The organism is Pseudomonas sp. PP3 (assembly GCF_905336995.1).
GTDB lineage: Bacteria > Pseudomonadota > Gammaproteobacteria > Pseudomonadales > Pseudomonadaceae > Aquipseudomonas > Aquipseudomonas reinekei.
In genome coordinates this window covers 336287-355124 of sequence record NZ_HG995459.1, presented here as the reverse complement: position 1 = coordinate 355124, position 18838 = coordinate 336287, and the positions used below count along the sequence as shown (strand labels likewise).

Here is an 18838-nt window from a genome sequence, read left to right as displayed (position 1 = left end):
GTGAACCAAGTTTCACCCGTTCACCCCTTTCATCTGTCGCACCAGGAAATATATCCTCATTAGACAGGTCTGCTGTGCATACGCCAGTGTAAGCGAGCGAAATAACTCGCTTTAACACACACAGACTTAACTTATGCCTATAGCCAGTCAAACTTCTTCTGTTAAAGAGTTCACGCTCGATAACGGCTTTCAAATCATCATCAACAACGACAATGAACAGACAAACCTTTGGTTGCATCTTTCCTACTTCGTCAGTAGGCGAAATGAAATACCGGAAAGCGCAGGCATCAACGATACCCTGATCCGCGCATTGGGAAACGAGAGGCCTTCCAAGGAGAGTATCAGGCTCTATGACGACCACACGTTGTTTACTGAAGTGTTTGCACCCGCTGAGCTGGACAAGGCTTTGCGCCAACATGCTGCGATTATGACAACGCCCATCATTACCGATGAATCGCTGCAGAAGGTGGTTCGCTGGACCAATGACATCCGACACGAAGCCGATTTATTCATATCCAACCACAGCATCCCTCTGGAAGTTGCGAAACTCCTTTTCCCTCAGACTCGTTACAGCCATTATGAAACTACCGTGGCCAGCCTGGCCCGACTAGATGTCGAGAAGTTAAAAACATGGCATGAACAGTGGTACGCACCTAACAATGCAAGACTGGTCATCAGCGGTAACATAAACGCGGAAGACGCTTTGCTTTTAGTTCAAAAACATTTCGCCGATATCCCTCGAAAGACAATTGAAGACACACTGTTCACGAGAGAACTGGCTGAACCAGGAAAGCGCCATGTCGAACTACGTAAAAACACTGAAGTTCCTGTCGCGATAACCGCCTTCAATCTTTCCGATTCCAAGTCTTTATACGAGAACCCAAAAGATATTTCCGCGCTGACCCTCATCAAGGAACTTGTGACCGAGTACTTTTACTTGTTACCGGATGGATACGGCGCAGCCCTGAACCTGGAAAACAGAGACGCCGCTGTCTTTTACTGCAGCGTCACGGGCCACTCACCTGAACAATCACCCGATCAGCTGGAACGCGGCCTGCATGCTTACCTTGAGAAGCTCAAACACACGCCAATCAGCATGGAATCGTTGAACCGCGCGCAGGAAAGCCGTCTCGCCAGCAGAGCCGAGCTTGAAGCCGAGCCTTGGTGGTTCGGTTATTTCCTGAACCACTTGGCCAGTATGGGTTTGACGGACATCGATCTGGTTCAGCAACGCCAAAATCTGCTCAACGTCACACCCAATGACATTCAGAAGTTCGCCAATACCTACTTCACTGAACGACGAATGACCACGGCCCACATTTTCCCGATTGACGCGGTACAAAAATAGCTGGCCGTACGCCAAAAAGGACTGCATCCGCTGTCGGTGGAAAATACAGCAAATGCTGTGTCGCGCGGCCAAAGGGATTGTGGCAAGTTAGATTGCGCAACGTGATGCGGCCATGGGAGAAAGCCCGCTGTGTCATTGCGCAATCTCACGAAAACCGTCATTGAGAATTGATGTGCAAGCGCAGTCCGCAATCGCTCAGCCGCCCTCGTTTCGCCCTGCCTTCGGCCTCGGCAACCCGCACTTGCAAACCTTGTGGGGACCACTTTGGCGTAAAACCGTGCACATCCCCCGCGAGCGCGAACGCTTGTGGCTTGAGGATGGCGACTTCCTCGACCTCGACTGGCATGGCCCGCACAGCGCCGAGGCGCCGTTGGTGTTGGTGCTGCACGGGTTAACCGGCTCGTCGAATTCACCTTACGTGGCCGGCATGCAGAAAGCCTTGGCTGATCAAGGCTGGGCCAGCGTCGCGTTGAACTGGCGCGGATGCTCCGGCGAACCCAACCTGTTGCCGCGCAGCTACCATTCCGGCGCCAGCGAAGACCTGGCCGAAACCATCAGGCATCTGCAGGCCAAGCGACCTCTGGCGCCGCTGTATGCAGTCGGTTATTCCCTGGGCGGCAATATCCTGCTCAAGCATTTGGGCGAAACCGGCAGTGACAGCGGCTTGCTGGGCGCGGTGGCGGTGTCGGTGCCGTTTCGTCTGGACCAGTGCGCCGACCGGATCGGCCAGGGTTTTTCGAAGGTCTACCAGGCGCACTTCATGCGCGAGATGCTGGCCTACATCAAGAACAAACAGCGGCAGTTCCAGCATGACGGGCGCGAGGATGGTCTTGCCGCACTGGCCGCGCTCGGCTCGCTGGAAAACATGCGTACGTTCTGGGATTTCGATGGCCGGGTGACCGCGCCACTGAACGGCTTCGTGGATGCCGAGGATTACTATCGCCGCGCTTCAAGCCGCTACTTCCTCGGAGAAATTCGCACGCCGACCCTGATTATCCAGGCCGCGGACGATCCCTTCGTCTTTCCCCACAGCCTGCCGCAAGCCGATGAGTTATCGGCCTGCACGCACTTCGAACTGCAAGCCAAGGGTGGGCACGTCGGGTTTGTCGATGGCTCGGTCAAGCAACCGGGTTACTACCTGGAACGGCGCATCCCCCAGTGGCTGGCCAAGGCAGGCAGCGAGTAAGCCGTGGATACCGATCAGGGCGAATCGATCCATTTCTGGCAAACCCCGCCACTGGCCGGGGTCGAGTTATTGTCCGCCCGCTACATCGATCATCGCTTCGCGCCCCATGTGCATGACGGCTATGTGATCGGCATGATCATGGCCGGCGCCCAGCGTTACCGCTATCGCGGCGCCGAGCATCTGGCGGGCAGCGGCACGCTGGTGCTGATCAACCCCGACGAGTTGCACACCGGCCACAAGGGCACGGAGGACGGTTGGCTGTACCGCGCGTTTTATCCGGATAGCGGGCAGATCCTTTCACTGCTGGCCGAGCTTGAGCTGCCAACCCACAACCCGCCGGCATTCGGTGCCACGTTGTACCGCGACCCGGATCTGGTGAATGGCTTCTGCCAGTTGCATCGATTGCTGGAAAGCCCTTCCACGGCGCTGCAACAACAAACGGCCTGGCGTGAGCTGATGCTGTCGCTGCTGCAGCGTCATGCCGCGGTACCGGACGCAGGCAAACCCGGGAAGGAACATCGCGCGGTGACAATGGCCAAGGAGTTGCTGCACGCGCAACTCGCTGCACCGCCTTGTCTGGAAGCGCTGGCGGCAGCGGTGAATCTTTCACCCTTTCACTTCGCCCGGGTCTTTCGCCGTGCCACTGGCATGCCGCCACACACCTGGCTGATGCAGCGGCGCATCGCCCAGGCGCGGGCGCTCCTGCAAAACGGATGCTTGCCACTGGAAGTGGCCACGCAATTGGGCTTTGCCGACCAGAGCCATCTCAGTCGGCAGTTCAAGCAGGTCTATGGGGTTGGGCCGGGGGCGTATCGAAGTGCCGGACAATTACTTAAGAAATCAATACAACTGTAGGAGCTGGCTTGCCAGCAATGAACGATGACGCGGTCAATCCGAAATACCGCGTCGTTTCAATCGCTGGCAAGCCAGCGCCTACAGAAGCGTACGTTTATTCGCCTGTTGCAATCCCGCGAGCCGGATCATTGATCCACTCGCTCCACGACCCGGCATACAACGAGCCCAGCGGATAACCCGCCAGACACAACGCAAACAGGTTATGGCAAGCCGTCACGCCGGAACCGCAGTACGCCACCAGATCATTCGGCGAACGATTTCCCAGTTTGGCCGCGAAGCGCTGCCTGAGCTGATCAGCCGGCAGAAAACGTCCGTCCGCGCCGAGGTTGTCGGTAAACGCCGCGCATTGCGCACCGGGGATGTGCCCGGCAACCGGATCGATCGGTTCCACTTCACCCTTGAAGCGCGGCAGCGCGCGAGCGTCTAGCAAGGTCAGCTCTGGTTGTGCGAGGCGTTTTTGCAAGTGTTCGGCATCAAGCAGCAACGACGCATCAGCGGTGCCGGTAAAAGTCCCGCGCGTGATCGACGGCGCATCAAGGCTCAGCGGCAAACCCGCCGCGTGCCAGGCCTTGAGCCCACCATCGAGGATAAACACGCCATCGCGCTTGCCCAGCCAGGCCAGCAACCACCAGGCGCGCGCCGCGTAGGCACCCGGACCGTCGTCGTACAAAACCACTTCACTGTCGTTGTTGATGCCCCAGGCTCGCAGGCGCTCGATCAAATCAGCCGGCTCGGGTAACGGATGACGCCCGGTCACACCCTTGACCACTTTCCCACTCAGATCGCGCTCGAGATCGGCAAAACTCGATCCGGCAATATGCCCCTCGGCGTAGCTGCGCTGACCGTAATCCGGGTCTTCGAGGGCAAAACGGCAATCCAGAATCACCAACCCCGGCTGGTCCTTTTTCAGGTCCAGTGCTTGCGGGCTGATCAGTTGCGCAATGGGCATAACGGGCTCCTGTGATGGGCGATTTTCGGTCCTGCTGCAATGCTTTGGTTCAGATTTCTTCCAGCGCCTGGGCCAGCGGTACGTAAAACTCTTCGAACAGGGCATTCACGGCATCGCGCGCCTGATCCGTAACGAATCCGGCTTCCAGGACCAATACCTGATAGACGCCGCGTTTGATCGCCTGTTCGCTCAGATGGCTGGAATTCTCCCGCGTGGTGCACAAAAAACGCACCCACGAAGTGAGGATGATCCAGGCATTGAGGGTCAGGGATTCGATCTGCACGCGGTCCATTTTCAGGATGCCGGCGGCCACGAAACCTTCGTAGATGGCCATGCCCTGGATCACGCAGCGCTGGGAAAAACGCCGGTAACGGGCGGCCAGTTCCGGATCGCTGTCGAGCAGATGCTCAAGATCACGATGCAAAAACCGGTATCCCCACATCGCCGAGAGCAATTCCTTGAGATAGAAGCGCTTGTCTTCGACTGTTGCGGCACGGCCCTGTGGCGGACGCAGGAAGCTGTCCACCAGGGTTTCGTATTCGCTGAACAGTACGGCGATGATCGCCTGCTTGTTCGGGAAGTGGTAGTACAGGTTGCCCGGAGAAATTTCCATATGGGCAGCAATGTGGTTGGTGCTGATACTGCGCTCGCCCTGTTGATTGAACAGCTCCAGGCTGTTCTGCACGATGCGCTCGCTGGTTTTGATCCGTGGGGCCATGGCTTGAGCTTTAATTCAGAGTGCGTTGGCGGGCATCTTACGACCTATCCGCAAGAGGATGGAACATCGCTGCGCGAGGAAGGCATTTGACTTTTTAGAGCATAGACTCTAAAAAGTGCTTCATTACAATAAATCCGGAGCCGACCATGACTGCTGATATTTCCTACCTGCAAAACCTACAGCAGCCCCTGGACGAACTTCAGGCCCTGTTCGAAGCCCAACGCGCAGCCTACGCCGCCAACCCGATGCCCCCAGCCGCCCAGCGCCAGCAATGGCTCAAGGCGCTGCGCGACCTGCTGAACAGCGAGCGCCAGGCCTTGATTGACGCCATCAGCCAGGATTTCAGCCATCGCAGCGCCGATGAAACCCTGCTCGCCGAATTGATGCCCAGCCTGCACGGCATCCATTACGCCAGCCGGCACCTCAAAGGCTGGATGCGTGCGTCGCGCCGCAAGGTCGGCGTCGCCTTCCAGCCAGCCTCGGCCAAAGTGATTTACCAGCCGCTGGGCGTGGTCGGGGTCATCGTGCCGTGGAACTACCCGCTGTATCTGGCCATCGGTCCGTTGGTGGGCGCACTGTCGGCAGGCAACCGGGTGATGCTCAAGCTCAGCGAATCCACCCCGGCCACCGGTTTGCTGATGAAGCAATTGCTGGCTCGAATCTTCCCCGAAGACCTGGTCTGCGTGGTGCTGGGAGAGGCCGACATCGGCGTGGCGTTTTCCCGTCTGCGTTTCGATCACTTGCTGTTCACCGGCGCCACCAGCATCGGTAAGCATGTGATGCGCGCGGCGGCGGAAAACCTGACACCGGTGACCCTGGAGCTGGGTGGCAAGTCCCCGGCCATTATCTCCCACGATGTGCCGCTCAAGGATGCCGCCGAACGCATCGCGTTCGGCAAGACCCTCAACGCCGGTCAAACCTGCGTGGCCCCGGATTACGTGCTGGTGCCGGAGGATCGTGTGGGAGGTTTCGTCGAAACCTATCGTTCAGCCGTGCGCAGTTTTTATCCGACGCTGGAGGACAACCCGGACTACACGGCAATCATCAATGATCGGCAACTGACGCGACTCAACGGCTACGTCAGCGATGCCACCAGCAAGGGCGCGTTGCTGATTCCGTTGTTCGAGCAGGGCCAGGGGCGCCGCATGGGTCATAGCCTGCTGCTCAACGTCAGCGATGACATGACCGTGATGCAGGATGAAATCTTCGGCCCGCTGCTGCCGATCGTGCCGTACAAGGATCTCGACCAGGCGTTTGCCTACATCAACCAGCGCCCTCGCCCACTGGCGCTGTATTACTTCGGCTACGACAAGCGCGAACAAAACCGCGTCCTGCATGAAACCCACTCCGGCGGCGTGTGCCTGAACGACACGCTGCTGCATGTGGCCCAGGACGACATGCCATTTGGTGGCATCGGTGCTTCGGGCATGGGCCACTACCACGGCCACGAAGGCTTCCTCACATTCAGCAAGGCCAAGGGTGTGCTGATCAAACAGCGTTTCAACGCGGCAAAACTCATCTATCCGCCGTACGGCAAATCCATTCAAAAACTGATCCAGAAGTTGTTTATTCGCTAACGATCGTCATCCTCGGGTAATAACAAGAATGAACCCAAGCCTGTCCGATACTCCCGCGCTGTCACGGCGCGGCCTGCTCAAGTTCAGCCTCGGCGCCAGCGCCTTTCTCGCCACCGCCGGATTGGGCGCCAGCCTCACCGGCTGCTCTTCGGGTGCGGCGCAAAGTGGTTTCGCCGCGTTGCGCAGTGGCGACCTGTTGTTTCTGCGGGCGCTGCTCCCGGTGATGCTCGAGGGTGCAGTTGCCGCCGAACACATGCCGGATGCCATCGACGGCACGTTGAAAAGCCTGGATTACAACCTTGATCACCTGTCGCCGGAAATGCTCAAGCTGACCCGGCAACTGTTCGATGTGTTGGGCATGGCCGTCACTCGCGGCCCGCTGACCGGTATCTGGGGCAGTTGGGAAAACGCCAGCGCCAACGATATCCGGCGCTTCCTCGATCGCTGGGAAAACAGCGCCTTGAGCCTGTTGCGCATGGGCCACAGCTCTTTGCTGCAACTGGTGATGATGGCCTGGTATGGGCGCAAGGAGTCGTGGGCGCATTGCGGGTATCCCGGACCTCCGATCGTTTGAAACCGAGTCGCCCCCAATCGCGAGCAGGCTCGCTCCCACATTTGACCGTGCCCTCCAATAATAAAAAGAGAACCTGAAAGATGCCCGTACCCGACCCGTTCCGCGAAGGCATGGCCCGTGGCTGGAAAACCCATAACGGCTCGCAACTGAGCCAGGACCTGACCCTCGAAGCGGACGTCGCAATCATCGGCAGCGGCGCCGGCGGCGGCACGACGGCCGAAATCCTCAGCGCAGCCGGCTACAAAGTGCTGCTGATCGAGGAAGGTCCGCTCAAGACCAGCAGCGATTTCAAGCTGCTCGAAGACCAGGCCTACGCCAGCCTTTATCAGGAAGGCATCGGGCGCATGAGCAAGGACGGCGCGATCACTATTCTTCAGGGACGTGCGGTGGGCGGCACCACGCTGATCAACTGGACCTCGAGTTTCCGCACCCCGGAACCGACCCTGGAACACTGGGCCAAGGAACACAACGTCAAGGGCCACAGCCCGGCGGAAATGGCGCCGTGGTTCGAGAAAATGGAGCAACGCCTGGGCGTCGCGCCGTGGATGGTCCCGCCCAATGCCAACAACGACGTGATCCGCAAAGGCTGCGAAAAACTTGGCTACAGCTGGCACGTTATCCCGCGCAACGTGCGTGGTTGCTGGAACCTCGGCTACTGCGGCATGGGCTGCCCGACCAACGCCAAGCAATCGATGATGGTCACGACCATTCCGGCGACCCTGGAAAAGGGTGGCGAGTTGCTTTACCTGGCCCGCGCCGAAAAACTCATCATCAGCGGCGACAAGGTGACCGGCCTGCAATGCTCGGCGATGGACGATCGCTGCGTCGAGCCCACGGGCCGCCAGATCACGGTGAAGGCACGGCATTACGTGCTGGCTGGCGGCGGCATCAACACCCCGGGGCTGCTGATGCGTTCCGCAGCACCCGATCCGCACAAGCGCTTGGGCAAGCGCACGTTCCTGCACCCGGTGAACATGTCCGCCGCGTTGTTCGACGAAGTGGTCAACCCGTTCTATGGCGCGCCGCAGTCAATTTATTCCGACCATTTCCAATGGCAGGACGGCACCACCGGCCCGATGGCTTACAAACTGGAAGTGCCACCGCTGCATCCGGCGCTGGCAGCGACATTGCTCGGTGGCTTCGGCGAGGAAAACGCGCAGCACATGGCCAACTTGCCGCACACCCACGCCATGCTGGCGCTGCTGCGCGACGGCTTTCATCCGGACAGCCAGGGCGGCAACGTCGAATTGCGCGGCGACGACACGCCGGTGCTCGATTACCAGGTGTCGCCTTATGCCTGGGACGGTTTGCGCCGGGCATTCCATACAATGGCCGAGATCCAGTTTGCCGGCGGTGCCCGGGCGGTGATGCCGATGCACGCCGATGCGCGCTATGTAAAAACCCTCGCCGAAGCGCGCACGCTGATCGACAGCCTTAGCCTGGAGTTGTACCGCACACGGTTGGGCAGCGCGCATGTGATGGGCGGCTGTGCGATGGGCGAAGACCCGAAAAACGCCGTGACCGACAGCCTCGGCCGACACCATCAACTGGCAAATCTGTCGATTCATGACGGCTCGCTCTTCCCCACCAGCATTGGCGCAAACCCGCAGTTGTCGGTCTACGGCCTGACGGCGCAATTGGCAACTTCCCTGGCCGAACGTTTAAAAAATCCATGAAAAGAGCGACGATTCCCATCGTCTATAGTGCTTTCTTACCCAACAGGCGACTTGGCCGACCGGGAAGGCTGCGATACCATCCGACTCCCCAACGGATTCCCGCCAGGACGACGCGATGAACCGAGTGTTGTACCCAGGTACCTTCGACCCTATTACCAAGGGCCATGGCGATCTGGTCGAACGCGCCTCGCGCCTGTTCGATCACGTGATCATTGCCGTCGCTGCCAGCCCGAAGAAAAACCCGTTGTTTCCCCTGGAACAGCGTGTGGAGCTGGCCCGCGAGGTCACCAAACATTTGCCGAACGTTGAAGTCGTCGGCTTCTCGACCCTGTTGGCGCATTTCGCCAAAGAGCAGAACGCCAATGTGTTCCTGCGTGGGTTGCGCGCGGTGTCGGACTTCGAGTACGAGTTCCAGCTGGCCAACATGAACCGCCAGTTGGCCCCGGATGTGGAAAGTCTGTTTCTTACCCCGTCCGAGCGTTATTCGTTCATTTCCTCGACGTTGGTCCGTGAAATTGCTGCCCTGGGCGGCGATATCACCAAGTTCGTCCACCCGGCGGTGGCGGATGCACTGACCGAACGTTTCAAGAAATAATCCCCCAAAACTGTAGGCGCCGGCTTGCTGGCGATGGACGTCAACGATAAAGCGGGAAACCAGACACCCCGCGGCGTTCTCGAGTTCATCGCCAGCAAGCCGGCGCCTACAGTACGTCGCACCTGCGTGCAACGCAGGCGCCAATGCGGCACAATTACGCGCATTGATTTATTGCGCCCGGGCCTGCCGCCCCGGCTGGAGTTAGCATGTCCCTGATCATCACCGACGATTGCATCAACTGCGACGTCTGCGAACCCGAGTGCCCGAACGCCGCCATTTCCCAGGGCGAAGAGATCTACGTGATCGACCCGAACCTGTGCACCCAGTGTGTCGGCCACTACGACGAACCCCAATGCCAGCAGGTTTGCCCGGTGGATTGCATCCCGCTGGACGAAGCGCATCCGGAGACTGAAGAGCAGTTGATGGAGAAGTACCGGAAGATTACCGGTAAGGCTTGAATCTTCGATATCCGTTACACAGCCATCGCGGGCAAGCCCGCTCCCACAAGGATCCCTGAACCCTGTGTGAGCGGGCTTGCCCGCGATGACGCCAACAGACGTACCGAAGAATCAACTGACTCACTCCTGCCGCTCAAACCCCTCCCCGATACACCCCAAACACCGCACAAACGCCGCCTTCGCCGGGTCGACCACCAGCGCCTGCCCTGCATCGCCCACTCCGCCACCCAAAGCGGTAAACGGCAACGACACCACGAACACTCCCGCGCCGATCACTGTTGCCGCGACCAATAAAGGCCGGGCAATCAACAGATCGCCAATCATCGCGTAAGCCGGTGGGTTCTGGATGGTGTAGAGCGGATCACCGCTGCCACTGCTGGCGCCGGCTACAGCTGCGAAGCTCAGCATCGACGCGACGACAAGGGTTCGAAACAGGTTCATGGCGCGGTCCTTCGGCTAAACAGTCAGAACACTGACTATAGACCGTCGGCGTTTAGCGCTGGCAGCGCGGGCAAAAGACGCTGGCCCGCTGCCCGAGTTTCACTTCGCGCAACGGCGTGCCGCAGACCTTGCAAGGCTCGGCGCCACGACCGTAGACAAACAATTCCTGCTGGAAGTATCCCGGCTGACCGTCGCCGCCAATAAAGTCCCGCAGCGTGGTGCCGCCGCGCTCGATGGCAGCGGCAAGAATGCGTTTGATCTCGATGGCCAGCTTCAGATAGCGCGCCCTGGAAATGCTCTTGGCTTCGCGGCGGGGGTCGATCCCGGCGGCGAACAACGCTTCGGTCGCATAGATGTTGCCGACGCCGACCACCACCGCGTTGTCCATGATGAACGGCTTGACCGCCATCGAACGGCCACGGGACAGCTGGAACAGACGCTCACCGTCGAACAGGTCGGTCAACGGCTCCGGCCCCAGGCGAATCAGCAACTCATGGTTGAGCGGGTCGAGGCTCCAGAGCATCGCGCCAAACCGTCGCGGGTCGGTGTAGCGCAGGGCCAGGCCTGACTCCAGTTCGATGTCGACATGCTCATGCTTGGCCGCCGGCAGGCCGACTTCCACCAGACGTAAATTCCCCGACATGCCCAAATGGCTGATCAAGGTGCCGACCTCGGCGTTGATCAGCAGGTATTTGGCGCGCCGTTCCACCAGCACGATGCGCTGGCCGGACAAGCGCACGTCGAGGTCTTCCGGAATCGGCCAGCGCAGGCGCCGGTCACGCACGATCACCCGGCTGACACGCTGGCCTTCCAGGTGCGGCGCAATTCCACGGCGGGTGGTTTCGACTTCTGGCAGTTCAGGCATGGTGCTCTCTTGGGTGAAGAAAATCCGCCAATCAGCGGTGCGCGCCGAGGTCGCGGATCGTCTGCTTGAGGGTCTCGAAGTCATAGTCCGAAAGACCGACATAATCGAGCACCAACGCCGAGATGCTGTTCCACTCGTGATCTTCGGCCTGGTTGCCCAGCACGCGGTAGGAAGCACAAATATGCTCGGCCATCTTCAGGATCGCCAGCAGGTTCTTCAACGAGCTATTGCGCGACGACTCATCGCTGAAGATCGCCAGGGCATTGTGGTGATTGGCGATGGCCGTGCTCACATGCTCCGGCAGGCGCCAGGACTTGGCCGTGTAATAACCCACTACGGCATGGTTGGTGTTGAACTCGCGATTCTCCGTATCCACGACCCGGCACTCGGCACTGGCACCGGCATAGGCCTGTTCCAGAACGCCCATGTAGTCGGGGAAACGCTGCAGCATCAGCGGCACGCCACAGTCATGGAACAGGCCCAGGGCGTAGGCTTCGTCGCCGTTCTCGACGCCGATGCGCTTGGCCAGGGTCAGGCAGGTCATCGCCACATCCTGGGCGGTGTCCCAGAAGCGGTTCAAGGTGACGATCGTGTCGTCGTTCATCTCACCCTTGATCGACTGCGCGTTGATCAGGTTGATGACCGAGCGGCTGCCCAGCAGATTCACCGCTCGCTGGATCGAGGCGATCTTGTTGCTCAAGCCGTAATACGGCGAATTGACGATCTTCAACAACGATCCAGAGAGGCCAGGGTCTTGAGAAATCAGCTTCGCGATCACCTCCAGATCCGGGTCGGGCATGTACTGCTCCATCTGCAGATCCACCATGATCTGCGGTTGGGCCGGCACGCTGATGCCTTGCAGGGACTGCTGGATTTGTTCGGGAGTCAGCTCTTGGGACATAAGTACACACTCTGGGTCAGGCGCAGATTCTAGCTTCTAAAATTTGGATCCGACACCCGGGATGGCCCATTGACTGAAGTTTCATCCATTCCCTTTGAGCTGAAAACACACTCTGTGGCGAGGGAGCTTGCTCCCGCTCGACTGCGAAGCAGGCGCAACAACCAGGTTTGGGGCGGCTTCGCCACCCAGCGGAGCAAGCGCCCTCGCCACATGTCCACTTGCCGGCCTATCCTTGACTGCAACACGCTATACTCCCGCTCTTTTTTCCGGAGCGACGACATGTCCCTGCCTAGCCTGCGCCTCAAAGCCAACGCCGACCGTCGTCTGCGCAACGGTCATTTGTGGGTTTACAGCAACGAAATCGATGTAGCCGCTACGCCTTTGCACGGTTTCAAGGCCGGCGACCAGGCGATCCTCGAAGCCGCCGGCGGCAATCCGCTGGGCATTGTGGCCATGAGCCCGAACAACCTGATCTGTGCCCGCGTGCTGTCGCGTGACATCAAGCTGGCGCTGGACAAGTCGCTGCTGGTGCATCGCCTGAACGTCGCCCTGTCGCTGCGTGACCGCCTGTTCGACAAGCCGTTCTACCGCCTGGTCTACGGCGATTCCGACCTGTTGCCAGGCCTGGTGGTTGACCGTTTCGGCGACATCCTGGTGGTGCAGATCGCTTCGGCGACCATGGAAGCCCACAAGGACGACGTCATCGCAGCGCTGACCCAAGTGCTCAAGCCAAGCGGCATCCTGTTCAAGAACGACTCCGCTGCCCGTGATGCCGAAGGCCTGACCCGCTACGTCGAAACCGTATTCGGCCTGGTGCCGGAGTGGGTAGCCCTCGAAGAGAACGGCGTGAAGTTCGAAGCCCCGGTCATTCAGGGTCAGAAAACCGGCTGGTTCTACGACCACCGCATGAACCGCGCCCGCCTGGCACCGTATGCCAAAGGCAAACGCGTACTGGACCTGTACAGCTACATCGGCGGCTGGGGCGTGCAAGCGGCTGCGTTCGGCGCCAGTGAAGTGTTCTGCGTCGATGCATCGGCCTTCGCCCTCGACGGCGTCGAGCGCAACGCTGCATTGAACGGCTTCGCCGAAAAAATGACCTGCATCGAAGGCGATGTGTTTGAAGCCCTGAAAGAGCTGAAGGCCAGCGAAGAGCGTTTCGACGTCATCGTCGCCGACCCGCCAGCGTTCATCAAACGCAAGAAAGACATGAAGAACGGTGAAGGCGCCTACCGCCGTCTGAACGAGCAAGCCATGCGCCTGCTGACCAAGGACGGCATCCTGGTCAGCGCATCGTGCTCGATGCACCTGCCGGAAGACGACCTGCAAAACATCCTGCTGACCAGCGCCCGTCACCTGGACCGCAACATCCAGATGCTCGAACGCGGCGGCCAGGGCCCGGATCATCCGGTGCATCCTGCCATCGCCGAAACCCGCTACATCAAGAGCATCACCTGCCGTCTGCTGCCAAACAGCTAAAAACCGCCAAACACTGTCGGAGCGAGCTCGCTCGCGAAGAACGCATAAACACCGCGGATGACCAGACACACCCGCGTTATCGTTGACGTTTTTCGCGAGCGAGATTGCTCCTACAACAGATTCAGAAGGGCCCCACGCCCACGCGCATTGACTTGTTTCGTCATCAAATCAATTCTCGTCCTTCCCTCACGGAACGAGAGAACTGACTGATGCACGCTGCCCATAACACCAATGAAAAGCCGTTGATCATCCTGTTGCTGATGACAATGACGCTACTGGGTGTTTTTCCGTTGGACGTCGTTCTCCCCTCCTTTCCTGACCTGTCAGCCTATTTCCAGATATCGCCGCCTGAAGTTGCTTTGTCTGTCAGCCTGTTCGCCGTCAGCCTGGCATTTTCCGTGATGCTGGTGGGGCCGCTGTCGGACATGTGGGGTCGCAAGAAGCTGTTGCTGGGGGGTATCGCCCTCGCGGCGATTGGCGCGATTGGGTGTGCAGCGTCCAGCGAGTACAGCTGGTTCCTGGGTTTTCGTGTGGTCCAGGCGATCGGTTGCGGGGCCTTTTCGCTGTCACAGGCGTTGGTGCAGGATTTATTCATCGGCCATGAAAGGCAGCGACTCAGGATCTGGATGGTGACCGCAGGCGGGGTATTCATTTCAATTTCGCCGCTGCTGGGGACCTGGCTGCAATTGCAGCTTGGCTGGCAGGGCAGTTTCCATGTGTTTGTCGCCCTCGCCGTCTTAGTCTGGTCAAGCGCCTGTTGGCTGCTCAAGGAATCCTCATCAAACCGCACGGCATCGCGTGGGGGAATCTTCCGTGCTTACTGGCATGTCTGTTCAGATGCTCGCTTCATGGGTTACTGGCTGATTTCCGCCCTGGCCTTCGCCTGTCATTTTTCGTTCATCGTCACTTCACCCATTCTTTTCATGGGGCATCTGGCCCTTTCACCGTACGAGTACGCTTGGGCGTTATTGCTCTACGGCGTTGCGTATGTAGGCGGCGGCGCAGTTGCCAACGTCCTGCACAAACGCCTGCAAGCCAATACGCAAATCATGGCTGGCCTGGGGTTGATCGCGGTTTCGGGCGTGGTGATGCTGTGGCTGACTCGCCACTTCGGTCTCTCTGCTGGGACGGTGCTGATTTCCATGCTGATTTGTACGATCGGCACCACCATTACCAGACCCGTCGTCAACTCCAGGGCCATGAGCGTTCATCCGGAATATGCCGGGACCTCGACCTCGGTCGGCGGTGTGCTGATGTTCCTCTGCGGTGGCGTGATCAGCACGGTGATCAACCGGGCACCTGAGGACCTGACCACCGCTCTGGCCATTGGCTTCCTGACGTTGAGCGTCGCTGGCCTTGGACTGAATGCAGTGATCAACCAACGGAATAAACAGGCACTCGATATCGGCTGACAACTGCCGGTCGTCATCCCGTACGCTTCGTCAACACGGGATCAACGCTTCCCGGCATTCCCTCTTGACGCCAGCCGTGTAGAATCGCGACATTCATCGCCAGTCATCCCCGGCGGGTTTATGAGCTCAAGCTGAAGCGCGCGGCGATCCCGCAAAGTTATCGGCAACTTCCGGACACACGGCCATTTCTGAGTGTTCCAGACGTCACTAGAAGCTCACTTCCCTTTTGATACCTGATTAGCCGCCCGGAGTGCTTCATGCCTGATTACCGCTCGAAAACATCCACCCACGGCCGCAACATGGCCGGTGCCCGCGCACTGTGGCGCGCCACGGGGATGAAAGATGACGACTTCAAAAAGCCGATCATCGCCATTGCCAACTCCTTCACCCAGTTCGTACCGGGCCACGTCCATCTCAAGGACTTGGGCCAACTGGTCGCCCGCGAAATCGAACGCGCTGGCGGCGTGGCAAAAGAATTCAACACCATCGCTGTCGACGACGGCATCGCCATGGGCCACGACGGCATGCTGTATTCGCTGCCGAGCCGCGAGATCATCGCCGACTCCGTCGAGTACATGGTCAACGCCCACTGCGCCGACGCGATTGTCTGCATCTCCAACTGCGACAAGATCACCCCTGGCATGCTGATGGCGTCCCTGCGCCTGAACATCCCGGTGATCTTCGTTTCCGGCGGTCCGATGGAAGCCGGCAAGACCAAACTCGCCTCCCACGGCCTCGACCTGGTCGACGCCATGGTGATCGCCGCCGACTCCAGCGCTTCTGACGAGAAAGTCGCCGAGTACGAGCGTAGCGCCTGCCCGACGTGCGGTTCGTGCTCCGGCATGTTCACCGCCAACTCGATGAACTGCCTGGTCGAAGCGCTGGGCCTGGCATTACCGGGCAACGGTTCGACCCTGGCCACCCACAGCGACCGCGAGCAGTTGTTCCTGCAAGCCGGTCGCACCATCGTCGAACTGTGCAAGCGTTACTACGGCGAGAACGATGAGTCGGTGTTGCCGCGCAACATCGCCAACTTCCAGGCGTTCGAAAACGCCATGACCCTGGACATCGCCATGGGCGGTTCCACCAACACCATCCTGCACTTGCTGGCCGCGGCCCAGGAAGCCGAGATCGATTTCGACCTGCGCGACATCGACCGTCTGTCCCGTCACGTGCCGCAACTGTGCAAGGTTGCGCCGAACATCCAGAAGTACCACATGGAAGACGTGCACCGTGCCGGCGGGATCTTCAGCATCCTCGGTTCGCTGGCCCGTGGCGGCTTGTTGCACACCCAACTGCCGACCGTGCACAGCCGCAGCATGGAAGAAGCCATCGCCAAGTGGGACATCACCCAGACCAACGACGAAGCCGTGCATCACTTCTTCAAGGCCGGTCCGGCGGGCATCCCGACGCAAACCGCGTTCAGCCAGTCGACCCGTTGGGACACCCTGGACGACGACCGTGAAAACGGCTGCATCCGCAGTGTCGAACACGCCTATTCGCAAGAAGGCGGCCTGGCCGTGCTGTACGGCAACATCGCGCTGGACGGTTGCGTGGTGAAAACCGCTGGCGTCGACGAGTCGATCCATGTGTTCGAAGGCAACGCGAAGATCTTCGAAAGCCAGGACAGCGCCGTGCGCGGCATCCTCGCCGATGAAGTGAAGGAAGGCGACATCGTCATCATTCGCTACGAAGGCCCGAAAGGCGGCCCGGGCATGCAGGAAATGCTGTACCCGACGTCGTACCTGAAATCCAAAGGCCTGGGCAAAGCCTGCGCCCTGCTCACCGACGGTCGTTTCTCCGGCGGTACTTCCGGTCTATCCATCGGCCACGCTTCGCCTGAAGCGGCTGCCGGTGGTGCAATCGGTCTGGTGCAGGACGGCGACAAAGTGCTGATCGACATTCCGAACCGCTCGATCAACCTGTTGGTCAGCGACGAAGAACTGGCCGCGCGCCGGGTCGAGCAGGACAAGAAAGGCTGGAAACCGGTTGAAGTGCGTCCACGCAAAGTGACCACTGCCCTGAAGGCCTACGCCCTGCTGGCGACCAGCGCCGACAAGGGTGCTGTGCGTAACAAGGCAATGCTCGACGGGCTGTAAGGCTTAACCGTCGAACAAAAAAATACCCCGCCAAGTGCGGGGTATTTTTTGCCGATCGTGTTTACCGGCACACCACCAAAGCCCCCTGTAGGAACCGGCTTGCTGGCGATAGCGGCGGGTCAGGCGACAATGATGTTCCAGGTGATGGCCTCATCGCTGGCAAGCCAGCTCCTACAGGGGTTGTGTCGTCGCACGATTGAACCGGCTTGCTGGCGATAGCGGTGGGTCAGGCGACATTGATGTTCCAGATGATGGCCTCATCGCTGGCAAGCCAGCTCCTACAGGGGTTGTGTCGTCGCACGATTGAGCCGGCTTGCTGGCGATAGTGGTGGGTCAGGCGACATTGATGTTCCAGATGATGGCCTCATCGCTGGCAAGCCAGCTCCTACAGGGGTTGTGTCGTCGCACGATTGTAGGAACCAGCTTGCTGGCGATAGCGGTGGGTCAGGCGACATTGATGTTCCAGATGATGGCCTCATCGCTGGCAAGCCAGCTCCTACAGGGGTTGTGTCGTCGTACGATTGTAGGAGCCGGCTTGCTGGCGATACAGGCGACTCGGTCTTACTGAATCTCCTGTGGTGTAACGATCACCCAGTTCTTGTCCGCCGTCACCGGCAGCCCTTCCTTGGCCTGGGCCGCAGCGTGTTTGGCCATCATGCCTTGGATCTGGGTCATGTATTTGTCTTTGCGATTGATCCACAAATGGATGCCGCCCTTGGCCACGTCGACATCGTGGAACAGCATGTAGCCATCGCTGGTGGGGGTATCGCCGCCGACCAGTACCGGTTTTTTCCACTCATCGATGTAGGTCAGGATCGCGGCGTGCTTGCCAGCCATCCAGGTCGCCGGTGTCCACAGGTACGGGGTCAGTTCGAGGCCAAGGTTTGCTTTCTCGTCATACTTGCCGGCGGTGATCTGTTTGCGCGCGGTGGTCAGCTCGCCGGTTTTTTGATCCTTGAGCAGCAGCGACACGCCAATCACGTTCTGCGGTTTGACGTTGTAGCCGTACTTCGGATCGGCCGCGACCATGCGCACCAGTTCTTCGGAGGCGGCGGTCATCACGTAGACCTCGATGCCGTTCTCCATCAGCTTGTTGTACAACTCTTGCTGGCCAGTGAAGATTTTCGGCGGGTTGACGTCGAGTTTCTTGACCACATCACCTTCGTAATAAGTGGCCGGCACCGGTTTGCCGGACGCCATCAGCTCGTCGACATAGCCCTTGAGTTCCTGCAGCGTGAAGCCAGAGAACACTTGAGCGACCCACGGATAGCAAACCATGTCGTCAACTTCGCAGAGGCGGTAGTAGTAACTGAACAGGCTTTCCTTGTGGTCGGCGGTGTCCTTGAACGGCATCAGTTTCAGGGAGGGGTCGAGTTTGTCGCGGGTGATCAGGCCCTTGTTTTCCATGAACGGCAGCAACGACTCTTCGAGGTCGTAGCGGTAACTGGTGTTGTCCATGTCGAACACTGCGTAGTTACCTTTGTTGGCATTGGCCGCGATCATCGCGTCCAGTGCCTTGGCCTGATCGGCCGGCCAGTGCTTCAGATCCGTGGCAAGTACCTGACCGGCGAGGCCCAGGCAAAGTGCTGCTACCAGAAATTTCGGTGCGAACTTCATCGACGCTGCTCCCTGATTCAAAGACATCGACGCTAACAAATACGTATGACAGTCCTCGTCTGTCAGCGACCGCTAACGAACCTATCGCGCC

17 protein-coding genes are annotated in these 18838 nt (G+C 59.4%); 11 read left to right on the top strand and 6 right to left on the bottom strand.

The window, feature by feature from the left end:
* Positions 1–133: 133 nt before the first annotated feature.
* The 3 genes from KHO07_RS01595 to KHO07_RS01585 all read left to right on the top strand — a co-directional run bounded on the left by KHO07_RS01595 (position 134) and on the right by KHO07_RS01585 (position 3389).
* Positions 134–1348, top strand: coding sequence for an insulinase family protein (locus tag KHO07_RS01595; protein WP_212626317.1), 1215 nt, complete (start codon positions 134–136; stop codon positions 1346–1348).
* A 190-nt stretch (positions 1349–1538) separates the two neighbouring features.
* Positions 1539–2534 carry a hydrolase gene (locus KHO07_RS01590; protein WP_212627581.1) on the top strand — a complete coding sequence of 332 codons (996 nt, stop codon included), beginning with the start codon at positions 1539–1541 and terminating at the stop codon, positions 2532–2534.
* A gap of 3 nt (positions 2535–2537) precedes the next feature.
* Positions 2538–3389 (top strand): AraC family transcriptional regulator, encoded by an 852-nt coding sequence (locus KHO07_RS01585; RefSeq protein WP_150734143.1) that lies wholly within the window; start codon positions 2538–2540, stop codon positions 3387–3389.
* A 94-nt stretch (positions 3390–3483) separates the two neighbouring features.
* On the opposite strand, the gene KHO07_RS01580 is transcribed toward KHO07_RS01585, so the two are convergent.
* Together KHO07_RS01580 and KHO07_RS01575 are read right to left on the bottom strand one after the other, a co-directional pair.
* Positions 3484–4338 (bottom strand): sulfurtransferase, encoded by an 855-nt coding sequence (locus KHO07_RS01580; protein WP_150734142.1) that lies wholly within the window; start codon positions 4336–4338, stop codon positions 3484–3486.
* Positions 4339–4387: 49 nt separating this feature from the next.
* A complete protein-coding gene (locus tag KHO07_RS01575; RefSeq protein ID WP_075946332.1) occupies positions 4388–5056 on the bottom strand; it encodes a TetR/AcrR family transcriptional regulator in 669 nt (222 codons plus the stop codon).
* A 146-nt stretch (positions 5057–5202) separates the two neighbouring features.
* On the opposite strand from KHO07_RS01575, the gene KHO07_RS01570 reads away from it, so the two are divergent.
* From KHO07_RS01570 to KHO07_RS01550, 5 genes are all read left to right on the top strand, one after another.
* Positions 5203–6633 carry a coniferyl aldehyde dehydrogenase gene (locus KHO07_RS01570; protein WP_212626316.1) on the top strand — a complete coding sequence of 477 codons (1431 nt, stop codon included), beginning with the start codon at positions 5203–5205 and terminating at the stop codon, positions 6631–6633.
* A 28-nt stretch (positions 6634–6661) separates the two neighbouring features.
* Entirely contained in the window at positions 6662–7207 is a 546-nt protein-coding gene (locus tag KHO07_RS01565; protein ID WP_212626315.1) for a twin-arginine translocation pathway signal protein, read from the top strand.
* 80 nt (positions 7208–7287) lie between these two features.
* Entirely contained in the window at positions 7288–8883 is a 1596-nt protein-coding gene (locus KHO07_RS01560) for a GMC family oxidoreductase (RefSeq protein WP_212626314.1), read from the top strand.
* A 115-nt stretch (positions 8884–8998) separates the two neighbouring features.
* Positions 8999–9478, top strand: a complete 480-nt coding sequence (gene coaD / locus KHO07_RS01555) for a pantetheine-phosphate adenylyltransferase (protein ID WP_007975368.1) — start codon at positions 8999–9001, stop codon at positions 9476–9478.
* A gap of 206 nt (positions 9479–9684) precedes the next feature.
* On the top strand, positions 9685–9936 hold the full coding sequence (locus tag KHO07_RS01550; RefSeq protein ID WP_003195146.1) for a YfhL family 4Fe-4S dicluster ferredoxin: 252 nt from the start codon (positions 9685–9687) through the stop codon (positions 9934–9936).
* A 120-nt stretch (positions 9937–10056) separates the two neighbouring features.
* Here KHO07_RS01550 and KHO07_RS01545 read toward each other — a convergent pair whose 3' ends face one another.
* From KHO07_RS01545 to KHO07_RS01535, 3 genes are read right to left on the bottom strand one after another with little or no spacing between them, the layout of a single operon-like run.
* Positions 10057–10377, bottom strand: a complete 321-nt coding sequence (locus KHO07_RS01545) for a multidrug transporter (protein ID WP_150734138.1) — start codon at positions 10375–10377, stop codon at positions 10057–10059.
* A 52-nt stretch (positions 10378–10429) separates the two neighbouring features.
* On the bottom strand, positions 10430–11242 hold the full coding sequence (mutM, locus tag KHO07_RS01540) for a bifunctional DNA-formamidopyrimidine glycosylase/DNA-(apurinic or apyrimidinic site) lyase (RefSeq protein WP_150734137.1): 813 nt from the start codon (positions 11240–11242) through the stop codon (positions 10430–10432).
* Positions 11243–11273: 31 nt separating this feature from the next.
* Complete coding sequence (locus KHO07_RS01535; RefSeq protein ID WP_212627580.1) at positions 11274–12089, bottom strand: HDOD domain-containing protein; 816 nt, start codon at positions 12087–12089, stop codon at positions 11274–11276.
* 333 nt (positions 12090–12422) lie between these two features.
* Between KHO07_RS01535 and KHO07_RS01530 the strand changes: the two genes are divergently transcribed.
* From KHO07_RS01530 to ilvD, 3 genes are all read left to right on the top strand, one after another.
* Positions 12423–13619: a class I SAM-dependent rRNA methyltransferase gene (locus tag KHO07_RS01530; RefSeq protein WP_212626313.1), complete on the top strand. Its 1197-nt coding sequence runs from the start codon at positions 12423–12425 to the stop codon at positions 13617–13619.
* 209 nt (positions 13620–13828) lie between these two features.
* The gene (locus KHO07_RS01525) at positions 13829–15031 is read left to right on the top strand and encodes an MFS transporter (protein ID WP_212626312.1); all 1203 of its coding nucleotides are present in this window, start codon (positions 13829–13831) and stop codon (positions 15029–15031) included.
* 257 nt (positions 15032–15288) lie between these two features.
* Entirely contained in the window at positions 15289–17130 is a 1842-nt protein-coding gene (gene ilvD / locus KHO07_RS01520) for a dihydroxy-acid dehydratase (protein WP_020797344.1), read from the top strand.
* 561 nt (positions 17131–17691) lie between these two features.
* Here ilvD and KHO07_RS01515 read toward each other — a convergent pair.
* Positions 17692–18747: a haloacid dehalogenase-like hydrolase gene (locus tag KHO07_RS01515; RefSeq protein WP_150734133.1), complete on the bottom strand. Its 1056-nt coding sequence runs from the start codon at positions 18745–18747 to the stop codon at positions 17692–17694.
* Positions 18748–18838: the final 91 nt, after the last annotated feature.